This window comes from Vallitalea maricola, assembly GCF_036985595.1.
Lineage (GTDB): Bacteria > Bacillota > Clostridia > Lachnospirales > Vallitaleaceae > Vallitalea > Vallitalea maricola.
This window is the reverse complement of the sequence record NZ_BTPU01000037.1, coordinates 37,568-56,231: the sequence shown is the minus strand read 5'-3', so window position 1 is coordinate 56,231 and position 18,664 is coordinate 37,568. Positions and strand designations below refer to the sequence as shown.

General features: G+C 27.2%; 16 protein-coding genes. All 16 read left to right on the top strand.

Annotation, left to right across the window (positions count from 1 at the left end; all coding sequences use genetic code 11):
* Positions 1–152 precede the first annotated feature (152 nt).
* Positions 153–995 (top strand): flagellin N-terminal helical domain-containing protein, encoded by an 843-nt coding sequence (locus AACQ14_RS12815; RefSeq protein ID WP_339363974.1) that lies wholly within the window; start codon positions 153–155, stop codon positions 993–995.
* Between the two features lie 67 nt (positions 996–1,062).
* Positions 1,063–1,896 (top strand): flagellin N-terminal helical domain-containing protein, encoded by an 834-nt coding sequence (locus tag AACQ14_RS12810; protein WP_339363973.1) that lies wholly within the window; start codon positions 1,063–1,065, stop codon positions 1,894–1,896.
* 112 nt (positions 1,897–2,008) lie between these two features.
* The gene (locus AACQ14_RS12805) at positions 2,009–3,559 is read left to right on the top strand and encodes a tetratricopeptide repeat-containing glycosyltransferase (RefSeq protein WP_339363972.1); all 1,551 of its coding nucleotides are present in this window, start codon (positions 2,009–2,011) and stop codon (positions 3,557–3,559) included.
* Between the two features lie 65 nt (positions 3,560–3,624).
* On the top strand, positions 3,625–4,404 hold the full coding sequence (gene rfbF, locus AACQ14_RS12800) for a glucose-1-phosphate cytidylyltransferase (RefSeq protein WP_339363971.1): 780 nt from the start codon (positions 3,625–3,627) through the stop codon (positions 4,402–4,404).
* 49 nt (positions 4,405–4,453) lie between these two features.
* Positions 4,454–5,968 carry an N-acetylneuraminate synthase family protein gene (locus AACQ14_RS12795; protein ID WP_339363970.1) on the top strand — a complete coding sequence of 505 codons (1,515 nt, stop codon included), beginning with the start codon at positions 4,454–4,456 and terminating at the stop codon, positions 5,966–5,968.
* Between the two features lie 12 nt (positions 5,969–5,980).
* Positions 5,981–7,768, top strand: a complete 1,788-nt coding sequence (locus AACQ14_RS12790) for a thiamine pyrophosphate-binding protein (protein WP_339363969.1) — start codon at positions 5,981–5,983, stop codon at positions 7,766–7,768.
* A gap of 11 nt (positions 7,769–7,779) precedes the next feature.
* Positions 7,780–8,433, top strand: coding sequence for an HAD hydrolase-like protein (locus AACQ14_RS12785; protein ID WP_339363968.1), 654 nt, complete (start codon positions 7,780–7,782; stop codon positions 8,431–8,433).
* A gap of 26 nt (positions 8,434–8,459) precedes the next feature.
* Positions 8,460–9,656, top strand: a complete 1,197-nt coding sequence (locus AACQ14_RS12780; protein WP_339363967.1) for an FkbM family methyltransferase — start codon at positions 8,460–8,462, stop codon at positions 9,654–9,656.
* A gap of 14 nt (positions 9,657–9,670) precedes the next feature.
* Positions 9,671–10,732 carry an NAD-dependent epimerase/dehydratase family protein gene (locus AACQ14_RS12775; RefSeq protein ID WP_339363966.1) on the top strand — a complete coding sequence of 354 codons (1,062 nt, stop codon included), beginning with the start codon at positions 9,671–9,673 and terminating at the stop codon, positions 10,730–10,732.
* A 4-nt stretch (positions 10,733–10,736) separates the two neighbouring features.
* Positions 10,737–11,675, top strand: a complete 939-nt coding sequence (locus AACQ14_RS12770) for an FkbM family methyltransferase (protein ID WP_339363964.1) — start codon at positions 10,737–10,739, stop codon at positions 11,673–11,675.
* A 24-nt stretch (positions 11,676–11,699) separates the two neighbouring features.
* Positions 11,700–12,731, top strand: coding sequence for a radical SAM/SPASM domain-containing protein (locus tag AACQ14_RS12765; protein WP_339363963.1), 1,032 nt, complete (start codon positions 11,700–11,702; stop codon positions 12,729–12,731).
* 44 nt (positions 12,732–12,775) lie between these two features.
* Positions 12,776–14,071, top strand: coding sequence for a polysaccharide pyruvyl transferase family protein (locus AACQ14_RS12760; RefSeq protein ID WP_339363962.1), 1,296 nt, complete (start codon positions 12,776–12,778; stop codon positions 14,069–14,071).
* Between the two features lie 21 nt (positions 14,072–14,092).
* On the top strand, positions 14,093–15,775 hold the full coding sequence (locus AACQ14_RS12755) for a glycosyltransferase family 2 protein (protein WP_339363961.1): 1,683 nt from the start codon (positions 14,093–14,095) through the stop codon (positions 15,773–15,775).
* 14 nt (positions 15,776–15,789) lie between these two features.
* Positions 15,790–16,887, top strand: a complete 1,098-nt coding sequence (gene rfbG / locus AACQ14_RS12750) for a CDP-glucose 4,6-dehydratase (RefSeq protein ID WP_339363960.1) — start codon at positions 15,790–15,792, stop codon at positions 16,885–16,887.
* Positions 16,880–18,181, top strand: a complete 1,302-nt coding sequence (gene rfbH / locus AACQ14_RS12745; protein WP_339363959.1) for a lipopolysaccharide biosynthesis protein RfbH — start codon at positions 16,880–16,882, stop codon at positions 18,179–18,181. Before rfbG ends, rfbH begins: the two co-directional genes overlap by 8 nt.
* Positions 18,182–18,288: 107 nt before the next feature.
* Positions 18,289–18,663, top strand: coding sequence for a flagellar protein FlaG (locus AACQ14_RS12740; RefSeq protein ID WP_339363958.1), 375 nt, complete (start codon positions 18,289–18,291; stop codon positions 18,661–18,663).
* Position 18,664 lies beyond the last annotated feature (1 nt).

Here is an 18,664-nt window from a genome sequence, read left to right as displayed (position 1 = left end):
TATAAAAATATGTATAAAAGTATAAAGTTGTTTAAAATATTACCGATATATTAAATGAGACTATAAAAAGTCATTTAGTTGGGCCCAGACTTTTTATAAAAATTAATAAAATGACAAAGGAAGGTCATGAAAAATTCAAGGAGGAATTAACTATGATTATTAATCACAATATGTTAGCTATGAATACTCATAGACAAATGGGAGCAATAGGAACAAACCAAGCAAAATCAACAGAAAAATTATCATCAGGTATGAGAATTAACCGTGCAGGTGATGATGCAGCTGGTCTTGCAATCTCAGAAAAAATGAGGGGACAAATCAGAGGATTAAATCAAGCATCAAGAAATGCTCAAGATGGTATTTCATTAATTCAAACTGCTGAGGGAGCACTTACAGAGACTCATGCAATGTTACAAAGAATGAGAGAATTAGTTGTTCAAGGAGCTAATGATACAAATTCTGATGAAGAAAGAGCTAATATTAAAGATGAGTTAAATCAATTATCTACAGAAATTTCTGAAATCACTACAAAAACTGAATTTAATAAGAAAAAATTATTGAATGGTAGTTTTGCAACAACTGCAATAACACTTCAAGTGGGAGCTAATAATGCACAGTTCATAGGTTTTAATATTGCTACAATGAATGCAGCAGCATTAACTGTTGAAGCTGCTGATATAGGAAATATAGTAGGAAACGGTACATCAACAGCAGCTGACATTAGTGCGTTAACAGATACTATTGATACAGCTCTAAAAGTAGTTTCAACTGAAAGATCAAAATTAGGCGCTGTACAAAATAGATTAGAACATACTATTAAGAATGTAGATAATACATCAGAGAATCTTCAAGCAGCAGAATCTAGAGTTAGAGACGTAGATATGGCTAAGGAAATGATGAATTTTACAAAACAAAATATCTTAATGCAAGCAGCACAATCGATGTTAGCACAAGCTAATCAGAATCCACAAGGTGTTCTTCAATTATTAAGATAATTAAGTGTTATATAATAATAAATAATGACAAAGGAAGGTCATTTTATAATTCAAGGAGGTAAATATTATGATTATTAACCACAATATGTTAGCTATGAATACTCATAGACAAATGGGAGCAATAGGAACAAACCAAGCAAAATCAACAGAAAAATTATCATCAGGTATGAGAATTAATCGTGCTGGAGATGACGCAGCAGGACTTGCAATTTCAGAAAAAATGAGAGGACAAATAAGAGGACTTAATCAAGCATCAAGAAATGCTCAGGATGGTATCTCATTAATTCAAACTGCAGAGGGAGCACTTACAGAGACTCATGCAATGCTACAAAGAATGAGAGAGTTAGTTGTTCAAGCAGCTAATGATACAAACTCTGGTGAAGAACGACAAAATATTAAAGATGAGTTAAGTCAATTGACAACAGAAATTACAGAAATTACTAATAAAACTGAGTTTAATAAAAAGAAACTATTAGATGGTAGTTTCGCATCAACATCAATTACACTTCAAGTAGGAGCTAATAATGGACAGTTTATTGGCTTTAATGTAGCTGCTATGAGTGCTGGAGCTTTAACTGTTAATAACATTGCAACTTCAGTTTCCAATGCAACAACAGCAACTGCAATTAGTGCATTAACAGATACAATTGATACAGCTTTAAAAGCAGTTTCAACAGAAAGATCAAAATTAGGTGCTGTACAAAATAGATTAGAACATACTATTAAAAATGTAGATAACACATCAGAAAATCTTCAAGCTGCAGAATCAAGAGTAAGAGACGTAGATATGGCTAAAGAAATGATGAATTTTACAAAACAAAATATCTTAATGCAAGCAGCACAATCAATGTTAGCACAAGCTAATCAAAATCCACAAGGTGTTCTTCAATTATTAAGATAGTACAATAGTACTGAAATTTTTATTATTAAAGTAGTCAGGGGATAATTCCACTGGCTATTTTAATAGGTAATAATTACTATAAAAGGTTTATATTTAGAGGAGGCTAATTGTAGTGAAAATAAGTCTTTGTATGATAGTTAAAAATGAAGAAGAAAATATAATTAATTGTTTAGATTGTGCTATGAAGGTTGTTGATGAAGTTGTAGTGGTTGATACAGGTTCTACTGATAAAACAGTTGAGTTATTAGATAAATATTCCAATGATAATTCATGTATTAAGATGATACACCATAAGTGGGAAAATGACTTTAGTAAAGCTAGAAATTTATCTATGAAATATGCTTCAGGTGATTGGATTATTATATTAGATGCTGATGAGAGACTATTTGCTGACAGAATTAAATTAGAAAGTATAATAAATAATACCAATGAGCAAGCATTTATAATTCCTATATATAATCTAATGAATAATGATAATATAGAAGTAACGTCTGTTATGGTTAGATTGTTTAAAAATGATAAACCGCATTATTCTGGAGCTATACATGAACAGTTACATATTGATAATAAGAATTATGTCGGTAAAGTTATAGATGGTAATATATGTAAGATATACCATTATGGTTATTATAAATCAGTTTATAATAAAAAAGATAAAGAAAAAAGAAATATGGATATTATAAAAAAACAAATAAAGATAGAACCTAATAATCCTTTTCATTGGTATAACAAAGGGGTTATGGAGATGATAAGTGGGAATTTTGATACAGCTATTGATGATTTTCTAAAGAGTAATGAGTTAACTAATAAGAAAAGGTATAGTTTTCATGATAACTTGGTATTAGAATTAATAAAGTGTATGATGGCACTTAAAAATTATAACCAGATTATAGATCTTGTGAATGAAGTATCTAAAGATATATATATAGGTAAAATACCTGATATATATTATTACTGTGGTATAGCCTATTCCGGTATAGATAAATATGATTTAGCAATCGAATATTTTAATAAAGCAATTAACATTGGCGAATATGAAAAAGGTGTATCAAGATATGGTACAGGTAGCTTTCTTCCTAAGATTCAATGGAGTAAAGTACTATTGCTCCAAAATAAAAAAAATGAATCAATTGATAAGCTGAAAGAGGCTGTTTTAGATAATAGAAATATACATAATGTTGGGATAGAAGAATTAATTGTATTGTTAAAAGAAGAAAAGAGAGATTACGAGATAGAGAAATTGGAGCAGATTATTAATAACAAAAATACAGATGGTTTATATTTGTGTAGTGAGTTTTTAAAAAATAAAGATAATGTAAAAAATAATATAACTACTTTAGTAGAAGATGGTAAATTAGAAGTGGCTAAAGAATTAATTTTAGAATATGAAAAGATAGTTAATGATGATATAGATGTCTATTCCATTAAAGGTGTTATAGCTATGATGGAAGGGAAAATAGAAGATGCAGAGAGAATATTAAAAGAAGGACTTTCCAAAGATGAAAATTATTTTGATTTATTATATAATTTAGGGTATTTGTACCAATATAATAAGCAGAATGAATTAGCAATAGCGTATTATAAAAAATCATTGAATAGTACATATGATGAAATGAGTATAGATAAAATTAATGATATTTTAAATAGTATAGAAAATAACTGAAAGTTATCAATATATAATAGACAATACTTCGTGAAATCAATGGAACCGGCATAAGGAGGAATATCATGAAAACAGTAATATTAGCAGGTGGTTTTGGAACGAGAATAAGCGAAGAAAGTCACTTGAAACCTAAACCAATGATTGAGATAGGAGAGAGACCAATTCTTTGGCACATTATGAAGATTTATAGTCATTATGGGTACAATGATTTTATTATTTGTTTAGGCTACAAAGGATATTTAATTAAAGAGTTTTTCGCAGATTATTATCTACATACATCGGATATAACATTTGATTTCAAAAATGAAAATAAGATGACTATACATAATAATGTATCAGAACCATGGAAAGTTACGTTGGTTGATACTGGACTTCATACCATGACAGGTGGTAGAATAAAAAGAATTAAAAAATATGTTGGAAATGATCGATTTATGCTTACCTATGGGGATGGAGTTTCCGATATAAATATTAACGAGCTTGAAAAATACCATGATAAATCAAATGGATATCTTACAATGACAGCTATACAACCTGGGGGAAGATTTGGTGTACTTGATATTGATGATACAACAAATGGTATAAATAAATTTGTGGAAAAATCTAAGGAAGATGGTGGATGGATTAACGGCGGATTTATGGTTGTAGAACCAGAAGTGTTTGATTTTATAGAAGGAGACGAAACCATTTTTGAAAGAAGCCCATTAGAGGATTTAGCAAAAGAAGGAAAACTTAATGCTTATAAGCATTATGGCTTTTGGCAATGCATGGATACTCAGAGGGATAAAGGTTTATTAGAGAAATCATGGAGAGAGAATAGTGCAAAATGGAAGATTTGGAGTTAGTAAATATAATTAGATAGATACATTTAAGTTCATTTAGGAGGATATATATATGAATATTTTTAATAAACCATTGTTTATTTTTGAGATTGCGAACAATCATCAAGGTGATGTAACCCATGGATTAAAAATTATTAAAAGTGTAAAACAAGTTTGCAATAAATATGAACAATATTTTAATTTTGGTTTTAAATTTCAATATAGAAATTTAGATACCTTTATTCATTCTTCATATTCTAATAGAGAAGATTTAAAAAACGTAAAAAGATTTAAGGATACTAGATTAAATAAAGAACAATTTAAATTATTATTAGATGAAGTAGAACAACAAGGATTTTATACTATATGTACACCTTTTGACGAAGAATCAGTTGAATTAATAAAACAACATAAATATAAAATTATTAAAATAGCAAGTTGCTCTTTCAAAGATTGGCCTTTATTAGAACGAATAGCAAATGCCAATAAACCTGTGATTGCTTCAACTGCTGGTGTTGATATAAAGGATATTGAAAGAGTTGTTCAATTCTTTAAACATAGAAATATTGAAATTGCTTTAATGCATTGTGTTGCAGAATATCCAACAAAAAGTGATAATTTACAATTAAATCAGATTGATTTGCTTAAATATAAATTTAAAGATAATGTTATAGGATTTTCTACTCATGAGGATCCAACAGATATTGATCCGATTAAGGTTGCAATAGGAAAAGGAGCGGAAATTTTTGAAAAACATGTAGGTATTGAATGTGGTGAATTAAAGTTAAACAAATATTCAGCTACTCCTGACCAAGTAAGAGAATGGTTGGAGAGCGCGTTAAAAGCTTATAAAATGTGTGGGATTCAGGGAAAAAGATATACTTTTAGGCAGAAAGAAAAAGATTCACTATTATCACTTAAACGAGGTGCGTTTGTTAAAAGAAAATATGTAAAAGGTGAAAAGATAGACGCACAAGATGTATATTTTGCGTTTCCAAGTATTGATAAGCAAGTATTGGCGGATGATTTTTCTAAATATAATGAATTTCAAGTCACAACGGATTTTATAGATAATGATAAACCTATCATGATAAACGATGTAATAAAAATAAATAAACAGAACATAATCATAGAAAATGTCAATAAGATAATTAAAATTTTAAAAAAAAGTGGAGTAATTATTCCTCTAAATAGTACATGTGAGATATCACATCATTATGGAGTTGATCAATTTGAAAGAGTAGGTGTAGCAATCATCAATTGCATTAATAGAGAATATTGTAAGAAAGTATTAGTATCATTACCTAACCAAGAGCATCCGGAACATTATCATAAAATGAAAGAAGAAACATTTAATGTTCTATATGGTGAATTAATTTGCAATCTCAATAATAAAGAATATGTAATAATGCCAGGACAATCTATTGTAATTGAACGTGGTGTTAAACATAGTTTTAGCTCCCCAAATGGGTGTGTCTTTGAAGAAATTTCTACAACACATTTTATTAATGATTCATATTATACATCAAATGGTTTTGTTAATCCTAGAAAAACTACTGTATACATAACTAAAGAAATGCTTATATAAAGGAGTATTATTATGATAAAATTATCAGAGTATGTTGTAAGATTTTTAGAAGAATTAGGAGTTAAACACCTATTTATGATATCAGGTGGTGGATGTATGCATTTAGTAGATTCTATTGGTAGATCTAACAAAATAGATTATATATGCAATCTAAATGAACAAGCAGTTTCTATTGCAGTAGAAGCTTATGGGCAATACACTAATCATATTGGAGTAGGATTAGTAACTACGGGTCCAGGAAGTACTAATGCGATTACAGGTATAGCTGCAGCCTATGTAGACTCTACACCATGTATTATTATATCAGGGCAAGTTAAGAGACAAGACTTAGGTAAAAAATATGGTGTTAGACAAATGGGATTTCAAGAGATTAATATTACTTCTATTGTAAATCCTATTACAAAATATGCGGTTACTGTTGAAGATCCCAAGATGATTAAATATCATTTAGAAAAAGCTATTTATCTTGCTAAGGAAGGTAGACCTGGTCCAGTTTGGATTGATATACCATTAGATATACAAGCCAGTATGATTGATGAAAGTACTTTAATAGAATATAAACCTCAAGCCAAAATACACGATGATAAACTCACATCTAATAAATTAGATAAACTAGTAACTTTATTAAACGATTCTAAGAGACCATGTATTTTGGCAGGTAACGGAATAAGATTAGCTAATGCAGAACAGGAGTTTTTAAAATTAGTTAATTTATTAAATATACCTGTATTAACAACATGGAAGGCAATTGATTTTTTTGATGAAAATGATACTAATTATTATGGGAGACCTGGTGCTATTGGGCAAAGAGCAGCAAATTTTATTCAACAGAATTGTGATTTATTGGTAGTCATAGGGGCTAGATTAGATCTTGGGCAAACAGCTTATAATCATAAAAATTTTGCTAAAGCTGCAAAAAAAGTTATGATTGATATAGATAGTAATGAAATAAATAAAATGAACATGCAGCTAGAGATAAAACTAGTAAGTGATGCTAAGATATTTATTAAAGAATTATTGTCAAATGTAAGTAAGATTAAGGATGTAGATAGAAAAGAATGGCTAAAATATTGTAATTTAATAAAACATAAATATCCAGTTATACTAGATCAATATTGGAATCAAAAAGAATATGTTAATCCTTACTGTTTTATAGAAGTGTTAAGTACATTACTAAATGAAAAAGATATAATTGTTCCAGGTAGTTCAGGAAGTTGTAGTGAAATAACAATGCAAGCTTTTAAAATAAAAAAAGGACAAAGATTATTCAATAATGAAGGATTTGGTGCAATGGGATTTGGACTTCCGGCTAGTATAGCGGCATGTATAGCTAGTAATAAAAAAAGGACTATTTGTATTAATGGTGATGGAGGTTTCCAATTTAATATTCAAGAGATAGAAACTCTACGAAGGCATAATTTGCCATTAAAAATATTTATTTTCAATAATGATGGTTATGCTGCTATTACAAATATGCAAAGAAATTATTTTGATAGCTTTTATGTTGGAAGTGAGAAAAATAGTGAGGTCTCATTACCAGATATATGTAAAGTAGCCGATGCTTATAATATAAGAAATATAAGAATTAATGACAATTCAGAGCTAAAAGAAAAAGTTGCTGAAGTATTAAATATTGATGGACCAGTTATATGTGATTTAATGATAAATCCTTTACAACAGACAATGCCAAGAGTAAAATCAGTTAAATTACCAAATGGTTCTATGGTTACAAAGCCTATGGAAGATTTATGGCCATTTTTAGAAGAAGAAGAATTTAAAAATAATATGTTGTATAATTAGGAGCTAATATGATGATTAATAATATAATTTTTGACTTTGATGGTACATTAGTAGATACCAGTGAAGGAATAATAAAATCAATGCATTATGCATTTGATAAATTAAATATTCCTAGGGTTACTGATCAAGAAATTAAAGGAATAATAGGACCACCACTTACTAAAATGCTAAAGATATTGTTAAAAACAAATGATGAAGAATTAATAATAAATTGTACTAATTATTTTAGAGAAAGATATTCAAATGATGGTTTAAAAGAATTAGAATTGTATCCAGGGGTTAGTGAAACACTTATAAATCTTTTTAAGAAAGATATTAATTTATATATAGTTACTTCAAAACCACATATATTTGTCATAGATATAACAGAAAAATTACAGATAAAAAATTATTTTAAAGATATATCTGGGATAGTAATTAATGGTAAAGATATCAATAAAGCAAATAGGATAGAAAGATTGATTAATAAACATGATTTAATTCAAGAAGAGACTATAATGGTAGGAGATAGATGTGAAGATGTTATTGCAGCAAAATATAACGATATTAAATGTATAGGTGTTAATTATGGATATGGGAAGAATAAAGATTTGGTAGAAGAGGGAGCTTGTTTAACAATTAATTGTCTTAAAGATATACTTAATTATATACGAATATCTAATTAAACATTGAAAGGAGTATAAATTTTTATATGAAAAGTAGCGAAAAGATCTACTCCCATAAATTACTTACGCTTTTAACTAAAACTTGTAATTTAAAAAAATATGAGTTTGATAAAGAACCATTTATTTTATATGGTGCTGGCTTATTAGGCGAAAAAACATTGGAAGGATTAACTACTTTGGGTATTAAGCCATTAGCTATTGGAGATAGTAGCCCAAGCCAAAGTAGATTATTTAAGAAAGGTATTGAGGTATTAAGTATAAATCAATTAATAGAATCATATGGTAATGATGTTCTAGTAGTCATATCTATATGGAGCGCTTCTTATGGTGAGAAAGCACGTGTTAAAACTATTATAAATAATTTGAATAACTTAGGTTTTAAAAATGTCGTTGACATAACAAAATTATATAATCAATATCCAAGTGTATTTTTACCTCATTATTGTTTAGATATACCTAGCAAAATTATTGATGAAAAAGATAAAATTTTAAAAGCATTTGATTTACTTAAAGACATAAAATCTCAAAAAGAATACTATAATCAAATAAAATGGAGACTCTACCATAATAACTGGGATGAATTTATAAAAGTTGACTATCCTCAGTATTTTGAGCATGATATATACAAATTAAAAGACGATGATATTATATATGATTGTGGAGCTTATGATGGGGATACCATTAAACAGATTATTAAAGAAAGCAAAAATCGTTTTACAAAGATAATAGCATTTGAGCCAGATCCAAATAATTATAAAAAGATTATTAGATTTGTTAGTACAAAAGATGATGAATTTAAGAAAAGAGTAAATGTTTTTGAATGTGCAGTTGGAGATAAGGATGGTGCTTTATTATTCCAATCCAATAATGATGAAAGTTCATTAATAGTGAAAGAAGGTAACTGTAAAGTAAAAAGTATAACAATAAATGATTTTGTTAAGACAAAGAAATACGATCCACCTACAATAATTAAGATGGATATCGAAGGATTTGAATTTAAAGCTCTATTAGGTGCTAAGAAAGTTATTAAAAATTTTAAACCTATATTAGCAATTAGTGTATATCATAATCAAAGTGACTTATGGGAAATACCTTTATTAATTTATTCTATGAATAACCAATATAGCTTTTATTTAAGGCAATATACTGGAGACTGTTGGGACACTGTTTTATACGCTATACCTGAGAATAGGGCATTAAAAAACTTATGTAATATTATATAATTGGAGAGTATATTATGAATGATATTATATTAGAAGATATGGAATATATTATAAAATATATAGATGTTGAAATGTTCAAAGGAAATACATTTTTAATAACAGGAGCAAATGGGCTTTTAGGAAGATATATGGTTGAATTATTAATGTACATAAATAATAATATTTTGGATGAAGATTACTGTAAAATATTTGCATTATCAAGGAATGAAATAGATTTAAAAAAGAAATTTAGTAAATATATTGATAAAAAATACTTTGAAATTATTATACAAAATGTTGAAGATGATATTTATATAGATGATAAAATTGATTATATTATTCATGCTGCTAGTCAAGCTAATACGAAAAGTTTTAAAATTGATCCGGTTGGAACATTAAGTGCTAATACTATAGGAACATTTAATTTGTTGAACTTTGCAAAAAGAAAAAAAATTAAAAGTTTTTTGTTTTTTAGTAGTGGAGCTGTTTATGGAGATATTAGTTGTGCTACTGAACCAGTAAAAGAAAATCAATATTATTCATTAAATCCATTAAATACTAACAGTTGTTATGCTGAAGGAAAAAAGATGGGAGAAAATATGTGCTATTGTTTTTATAAACAATTTGGTATACCAACAAAAATAGTTAGAATAGGTCACACTTATGGGCCAGGAATAAATTTATACGATGGTCGAGTGTTCTCAGATTTTGTAAGAAATATAATAAATGACGAGAATTTAATTATTAGAAGTAACGGAAAAGCTAAAAGACCATTTTGTTATATTTCTGATGCGATTGTTGCTTTTAACCTAGTTTTATTTAAAGGTAATTCTGGTGAAGCATACAATGTTGTAAATAATAACTGTTATGTATCAATTAATGAATTAGCAGATATTTTAGTCAATAAAATATTTAAGGAAAAAAAGCTGAAAATAATTAGTAAAGATATGAATCAAGCTACTAATAAAAGTAATAATCTAGGTCTAACAGTACTAGATAGTAATAAAATTAATAAATTAGGATGGATTCCTAAAATAAGTATAGATGAAGGTTTTAAAAGAACGGTAGAAAGTTTTTATAATAATTATAGGAAGTGATTAAATGTTGCAAGAAATAATGGAAGATTATAATAATGGGAAATTAAACAAAAAACAATATAGCCAAAGGTTATTTAAGATGCATGAAATATTAATAGATTATACAAAATTATTACAGTCAAGTATAGTCCAAAATATAGATATTGGTAAAGAAGAAGTAATTATAACGATAAATAACTATAATCATGAATTAAAAATGAAGTTAAATGAAACGGATGCTGGTGCAGTTATAGTTAGTATTTTAAATAATGGAAATTATGAACAAGAAGAACTAGAAATATCATTAAAAATAATAAATATGCTTGAAGATAATAGTGTTATATTTGATGTCGGAGCAAATTTAGGATGGTATACAATTAATATCTTGAAAAATATAAAAAATAGTATGGTGTATTCATTCGAACCTATTAACAAAACCTGTAACCAATTAAAAAGAAATTTAGAACTTAATGGTCTAATGACGCAAAATATATATAACTTAGGATTTTATAATGATGATAAAATATTAGAATTTTTTTATAATAAGATTGAATCAGGAGCCTCTTCTATTATAGATATAAGACAAAATGAATTGACAGAAAAAGTTAAATGTAAGGTAAAAAAAATGGATACATTCATAACTGATAATAATATTAAAAAATTGGATTTCATTAAATGTGATGTTGAAGGTTCTGAACTGTTTGTATATCAAGGAGGTTTAGATACTATTAAAAGATTTAAACCTGTTATTTTTTCTGAAATGTTAAGAAAGTGGTCTGCTAAATTTGGATACCACCCTAATAAAATAATAGATTTCTTTAGCGACATAGATTATGAATGTTTTATAATAAAAAATAAACAATTAAAACAAATAAAAACTATTAATGAAAATACAATAGAAACAAATTATTTCTTTTTACATCAAAATAAACATAGAAATATAATCAAACAATTAGTGTATTAGATATTAATAAAGGAGAATGATAACATGTCTAATGAATTAAAACCTTTTTCGGCAAAGTATAAAAATAATAGGACTGTATTAAAGGATGTTTTACCTTTGGAAAAACCATTTTGTATATCAATTGAACCATCAAATTTATGTAATTTTAAATGTGTTATGTGCCATCATAGTTCTGAAAATTATAAGAAAATGGCTGGTCCGTTATTGAATATGAATAATCAATGTTTTAATAAAATTGTAGAAGACCTTAAACAATGGGGAAATTCAAAATTGAAGGTTATAAAATTATATTCAATGGGCGAGCCTTTATTAAATAAAAATATATGTAAAATGGTTAAAAAACTTAAAGAAGAAAATTTAAGTGAAGTTATAGAAATTACTACTAATGGAAGTTTGTTAAATAAACAAATATCTAAAGAATTGATTCAATATGGATTAGATTATCTAAGAATTTCTATTTATTCTGTTATAAAAGAAAAAAATGAACACATTACAAGATCAAATATAACACCATCAACTATAAGACATAATGTTTGTGAATTGAAACAAATTAAAGATAAACTTAACTCTGTTAAACCTTTTATACAAGCTAAAATTATTGATACATATAATGATGAAGAAAACAAGATATTTATAGAAAATTATCAAGATATTGTAGATGAAGTTTTTATAGATAAACCAATGAATTCAAATTTTGGTGAAGATGTTTTAAAAAACTTGTATGGTGAAAATAGTTTAGAAGTCAATAAAAATATTCATGATTTATACTATTTTAAAAGATACAAACCATGTAGATATCCTTTTGATCATTTAACTGTAAAAAGTAATGGAGATGTAGTTGTATGCTGTGCAGATTGGCTAAGAGCAACAAAGGTAGGTAATATAATGGAAAATACATTAGAAGAAATATGGAATGGAAAGAAACTATATGAATTTAGAAAAATGCAGTTAGAAAACAAAAGATACTTAAATAATAGCTGTAAAAATTGTGAAATACCTTTAAGAGATCAACCAGAAGATGACTTAACGGGAGTTTCTATTGATAAATTTAAATAAAAAAATGTAGTTTTTTATAATATATATTTTAAAGGAGATTCAATATGAGATATGCTAATCTAGACCATTTCAGAGGAAATGTTTATACTTCCAAAAAGGGTATTAAATCTGAAAGAGTTATTAACATTGGAGATTATATGCAAATATTGGCTGTAGATAATTTATATAGACATATGGGAATAAAAGAAGAAGAGATTATTAGAATTGAATATTATGATTTGGATAGTTATGAAGGGGAATATGTAATTTTACCTTTGAATTTTATATTATTTAATTCTGATTACGGAAAAAGACAGTTAAGATTTTCGCCGAAAATTATACCTGTGTTTATTGGTATAAGCTGTATTAGTCTTAATTTTTCACAAGAAGAGTTAGAATATTTGAGACAATATGCTCCTATTGGATGTAGAGATGAATATACATTAAACTTGTTTAGACAAGTAAACATCCCAGCATATTTAAATGGTTGTTTAACAGCAACATTTCCTAAAAGAGAATTCAATCCTGAAAAAATGAATAAAGTATTTTTGGTAGATATTCCTAAAAGTTTATATAACTACATACCTAAGGATTTATTAAATAATGTAGAATATCTAACACATCAATATTATGGAAATATAGATAATTCTATTGAAGGTATAAAAATAGATAAATTTACTAAAAATAGATTAAATAAGTATAAAGAGGAAGCTGCTTTAGTTGTAACTTCACGACTTCATTGTGCGTCCCCATGCATGGCTATGGGTATACCAGTAATTTTTGTTAAAGATAAATTTAGTTACACCTTTTCATGGATAGAAAAGTTAATTGATTTTAAATCTGAACAAGAATATGAAGAAATAAATTGGAATCCTGCTTCAATAAATTTTGAAGATATGAAAAAATGTATTCTAGAAACTTCAGCTAAGCGTATTAAAGAAACATATAGTAAATATAATGAATTGTACATGATAAGTAGTTTTTATGAAAATAGAGATAAAAAAGAATATGTACTTTTTTATACTGAAAATATAAAAAAACATGCAGATAAATATTGGAATAAGAAAGAAAATATAAAATATGCATTCTGGGGTGTAACACAAATTACTGATTTAGTTTATGAATATATTTTAAAGAATTTTCCTAATGCACAGTTAGTAGCAGTTTTTGATAAATATAGAGATATTAATTTTCATGGTTTGGTATCAGAAAGATTAGACCAAATAGATAATTATAATGAGGTGTGTATTATTGCTACAGGTAATTCATCTTGTATTGAAGCTAGAGAGTTATTTAGGAATTCAAGAAATCAAAAATATTATTGCCTTTGTTTTGGAAATGAATATAAAATAATAAAATAAACAATTATATAAGGAGTTGCCATGATTAAAAATAAAATAATAATTTCTAAAATACTTGAAATTGTTGATACCTTAATTGAAGCCTCTGAATATCTAAATAAAGTATATGTTGAACACAATTATTTTGAGTTTGAAATAATTTTTAAAGATATGGTGGATTCATTAAATGCTATATATGATGAAATATTGATGTTGAAAAATAGCGAAAATGTATATAAGATGGATATTATGTGTGAAAATATTATTTATTCTTTCAATAGATTAAAATTATTATATACATCAAGATCGCTTAGAATGAGTGAAAAAATAGAATTTGAAGTTATACCTCTATTGATAGATATGAAGCTAAAACTCTATTTTTTTAGTTGTATTTATCCAAATAAAACTAAAATGATTGATTATTATTCTAATGAAATGATCAATATGTGTTCAAATAAATTTATTGATAGGTCTGAGGAGATGCAATCATATAAATATGATATTTCTATAATTATTACTGGATACAATAAATTAGATTATACAAAATTATGTATAGATAGTTTGTTAAAAAATATTCCTAAAGGTTTAACCTATGAATTGATTCTTGTAAATCATGGATCGTCAGATGGTACAAAAGAATATTTTGAATCAATTAGTCCTACAAAACAACTTGATATTTGTAAAAATGGTGTTGGATTAAGTGCAGTTTATAGAATTGTAGAAGGAAAATATGTTTTATCAGTAAGTAATGATGTATTAATAGCCAACAATACAATACAAAACATGATTGCATGTATGGAAAGTGATAATAGTATTGCTTGGGTAGTTCCAAGTACTCCTAACATTAGCAATCTACAACAAATATTTTCAGATTATAAATCGATTGACGAAATGTATAATTTTGCATTACAAAATAATAAAAGGGATAAATTTAGATGGGAGCAAAGAGCAAAGCTATGTAATCCTATAGATTTAAAAAGAAGTAAAGTTTTTTTTTCTATGAATGGTATAGGTTGGGGAGGTTATTTGCACACATTTAAAAATATGTCATTCCCTGATGACAAGTTATCATTTTTATTAAGGCGAAATGGGTATAAAATGATGTTGGCAAAAGATGCATATTGTTATCATTTTGGAAGTATAACTTTGAAAAATGATATATCAAAATATGTAGATAATAATGGTAATAAGGGATTTAATGCCTATTATTTAGATGGAAGAAAAGAGTTCCTTGAAATTTTTGGAATAGATCCATGGGGAGTTGGATTTTGTTGGGAACCAGATTTATTTAAATATTTACCTTGTAATGAAATTAACGATTTAAATGTTTTAGGTATTAATTGCGGAATTGGAAGTAATCCTCTTAAAGTAAAAGAAAGTATTAAAGAAAATGTACATAATTTAAAAGTTAAAATTTATAATATAACTGATGAACATTGTTATATTCAAGATTTGAAGGGTGTATCTGATATAGCAGAATATGTACCTTCTATTGAAGATTTAAATAGCTTTTTTAGTAATGAAAAATTTAAGTATATTATAATAGAAAGTAAATTTGAAACATATGAAAATCCTTTAAAGATTTTAGATAAGTTAAAAAATAACATTGTTGAAGATGGAATATTAGCGATTAAAATACAACAGAAAGAATTAAAAGATGTAATAAAATTAAAATTTAATGATGTAATAGAATCAGGACAATGGATGATTTTAAAAAGCTTTTAAGGAGCGATTAATTAATGGTTTTTAAAAACAACTATAAGAATAAAAATGTTCTTATAACAGGTGCAACAGGTTTTAAAGGTACTTGGCTCTCTATATGGCTTCAAAGATTAGGCGCAAACGTAATAGGATATTCCTTAGAGCCTGCGACAAATCCATCTATGTTTAACATATGTAATTTAGAAGATAAAATTACAAATATAATAGGTGATGTTAGAGACTACAATTTTTTACTAACTCAATTTCAAAAACATAAACCAGATATAGTTTTTCATTTAGCAGCTCAACCTTTAGTAAGACAATCTTATAAATGCCCTATTGAAACATATGAAACAAATATCATGGGAACAGTTAATTTACTAGAAGCTGCTAAAAATACAGATAGTGTTAAATCAGTAGTTGTGGTCACCACAGATAAATGCTATGAAAATAAGGAATGGCCTTATGGATATCGAGAAAATGATTCTATGGGTGGATATGATCCTTATAGTTCTAGTAAAGGTTGCGTAGAACTTATTGTATCTGCATACAGAAATAGTTTTTTTAATGAAAGAGGTATAGCATTATCAACTGCTAGAGCAGGAAATGTAATTGGTGGTGGTGATTGGGCAGAAGATAGATTAATACCTGATTTTGTTAGAGCAGTCACTAAAGATAAATCTATAAGAATAAGAAATCCTTACGCTACAAGACCTTGGCAACACGTCCTAGAACCATTATCAGGATACTTATGGATTGGAGCATTAATGTTAGATAATAGAGAAACTTATAGTAGTGCTTGGAATTTTGGACCGAAAGATAGTGATGTTTTAACTGTAGAGGATATATTAAAATCTGCCATAGACGTTTGGGGTAAGGGAACTATAGAAATAGATAAAGGGGATAATCCCCATGAAGCAAATCTCTTAAAACTTGATATAAGTAAAGTCAATACTTATTTAAAATGGAGACCTGTGTATACAGTAAATAAAGCTCTTGAATATACAATTAAATGGTATGAACATTATTATGTAAATGGTAATAAAAATATATATGAATATACTTTAAGACAGATAGAAGATTATGAAAAAGAAGCAAAGAAACAAGGGCTAACATGGAGTGAGGAAAATGATTGATAGAGCACAAATATTTGAAAAGGTTGTAGATTATTACAAACAAGATCAACAAAGAACAGAGTTTATTTCTGGGAAGACTTATATACCAGCTTCAGGAAAAGTTGTAGATGAGTGTGATTTAACTAATTTAATTGATGCATCTCTTGATATGTGGTTAACATCTGGAAGATACGGAGATAAATTTGAAAAAGAATTATCTAAGTTCTTAGGAGTAAAATATACATCTCTTGTAAATTCTGGCTCCTCTGCAAATTTATTAGCTGTATCAGCTCTGACTTCACATAAATTGGGTAAGAGAAGATTAAAAAAGGGTGATGAAGTAATAACTGTTGCTGCGGGTTTTCCAACTACTGTAGCACCAATTATACAGAATGGATTAATTCCTGTATTCGTAGATGTAGAACTGAGAACATATAATATTAAAGTTAATGATTTAGAAAAAGCATTATCTGAAAAAACAAGAGCCATAATTGTAGCACATACATTAGGAAATCCTTTTGATTTAAACAAGATAATTGAGTTTGCAAAGAAACATGATTTATGGATTATTGAAGATAATTGTGATGCGTTAGGTTCTAAATACGATGGTAAATATACAGGAACCTTTGGACACATATCTACATATAGCTTTTATCCTGCGCATCATATAACAATGGGTGAAGGAGGAGCTGTAGTTACTAATGATATACAGTTACATAATATAATTCGTTCTATTAGAGATTGGGGAAGAGATTGTATATGTCCTCCAGGAAAGGATAATTGTTGTGGACATAGATTTACGCAACAGCATGGAGAGCTTCCAATGGGATATGATCACAAATATGTATATTCTCATTTTGGCTATAATCTTAAGGTTACAGATATGCAAGCTGCTATAGGTGTATCACAGCTAAAGAAATTACCAGCATTTATTGAAAAGAGAAAAAATAATTTTTGTAAAATATATGAAGGGTTAAAAGACCTAAATGGATTTTTAATTCTACCAGAACCTACAAAGAACACTGAACCAAGTTGGTTTGGATTTCCTATAACGATTAAGGAGAATAATAAATATACTAGAAATTCTCTTATACAATTTTTAGAGGAGAACAAAGTTGGTACAAGATTGCTATTTGCGGGTAATATATTAAAACAACCATTATTTACAGAAAATAAAGTGGAGTATAGAGTTGCTACAGAATTGAAAAACACAGATATGATTATGAAGAATACTTTTTGGATTGGAGTTTGGCCAGGAATTGGAGATAAGCAAATCCAATATATATTAAAGAACTTTAAACAGTACTTTTCTTAAGGACGAAATATTTTTCTATGCAATTAACTGATAAAACTGTTAAGTTATTACATTAAACTTACGATATATTATACAGATGAGAACATTAAATAAGGAGGTTTTTAATAATGAGAATTGAATGTAATACCGCAAATATGTATAATTCAAACTCTCAAGTTGATATGAAAAAGGAAGTCAGTTCATCTGTAAAAGTAGAAAAAGTTAAGGATGAAATTGCTCGTGATGTGCCAATAAATATTGACAGTAAACAACAAATTGAAGAACATGAAGTAATAGAAGCTATAGAAAAGGCTAATAAACACTTTAAAGTATATGACCGAAGATTAAAATTTTCTATACATGAAAAAACAAAACAAATTATGGTTAAAGTAATTAATACAGAAGATGATTCTGTTATAAGAGAGATTCCATCTGAAAAAATATTAGATATGGTTGCAAAGTTATGGGAAATGGCTGGGATTTTTGTTGATGAGAAAAGATAAG

Excerpts from the sequence above, each read along its gene's own strand:
- AACQ14_RS12815 (WP_339363974.1), top strand. The coding sequence starts at position 153 with ATGATTATTAATCACAATATGTTAGCTATGAATACTCATAGACAAATG.
- AACQ14_RS12810 (WP_339363973.1), top strand. The coding sequence starts at position 1,063 with ATGATTATTAACCACAATATGTTAGCTATGAATACTCATAGACAAATG.
- rfbF (WP_339363971.1), top strand. The coding sequence starts at position 3,625 with ATGAAAACAGTAATATTAGCAGGTGGTTTTGGAACGAGAATAAGCGAA.
- AACQ14_RS12795 (WP_339363970.1), top strand. The coding sequence starts at position 4,454 with ATGAATATTTTTAATAAACCATTGTTTATTTTTGAGATTGCGAACAAT.
- AACQ14_RS12790 (WP_339363969.1), top strand. The coding sequence starts at position 5,981 with ATGATAAAATTATCAGAGTATGTTGTAAGATTTTTAGAAGAATTAGGA.
- AACQ14_RS12785 (WP_339363968.1), top strand. The coding sequence starts at position 7,780 with ATGATTAATAATATAATTTTTGACTTTGATGGTACATTAGTAGATACC.
- AACQ14_RS12780 (WP_339363967.1), top strand. The coding sequence starts at position 8,460 with ATGAAAAGTAGCGAAAAGATCTACTCCCATAAATTACTTACGCTTTTA.
- AACQ14_RS12775 (WP_339363966.1), top strand. The coding sequence starts at position 9,671 with ATGAATGATATTATATTAGAAGATATGGAATATATTATAAAATATATA.
- AACQ14_RS12770 (WP_339363964.1), top strand. The coding sequence starts at position 10,737 with ATGTTGCAAGAAATAATGGAAGATTATAATAATGGGAAATTAAACAAA.
- AACQ14_RS12765 (WP_339363963.1), top strand. The coding sequence starts at position 11,700 with ATGTCTAATGAATTAAAACCTTTTTCGGCAAAGTATAAAAATAATAGG.
- AACQ14_RS12760 (WP_339363962.1), top strand. The coding sequence starts at position 12,776 with ATGAGATATGCTAATCTAGACCATTTCAGAGGAAATGTTTATACTTCC.
- AACQ14_RS12755 (WP_339363961.1), top strand. The coding sequence starts at position 14,093 with ATGATTAAAAATAAAATAATAATTTCTAAAATACTTGAAATTGTTGAT.
- rfbG (WP_339363960.1), top strand. The coding sequence starts at position 15,790 with ATGGTTTTTAAAAACAACTATAAGAATAAAAATGTTCTTATAACAGGT.
- rfbH (WP_339363959.1), top strand. The coding sequence starts at position 16,880 with ATGATTGATAGAGCACAAATATTTGAAAAGGTTGTAGATTATTACAAA.
- AACQ14_RS12740 (WP_339363958.1), top strand. The coding sequence starts at position 18,289 with ATGAGAATTGAATGTAATACCGCAAATATGTATAATTCAAACTCTCAA.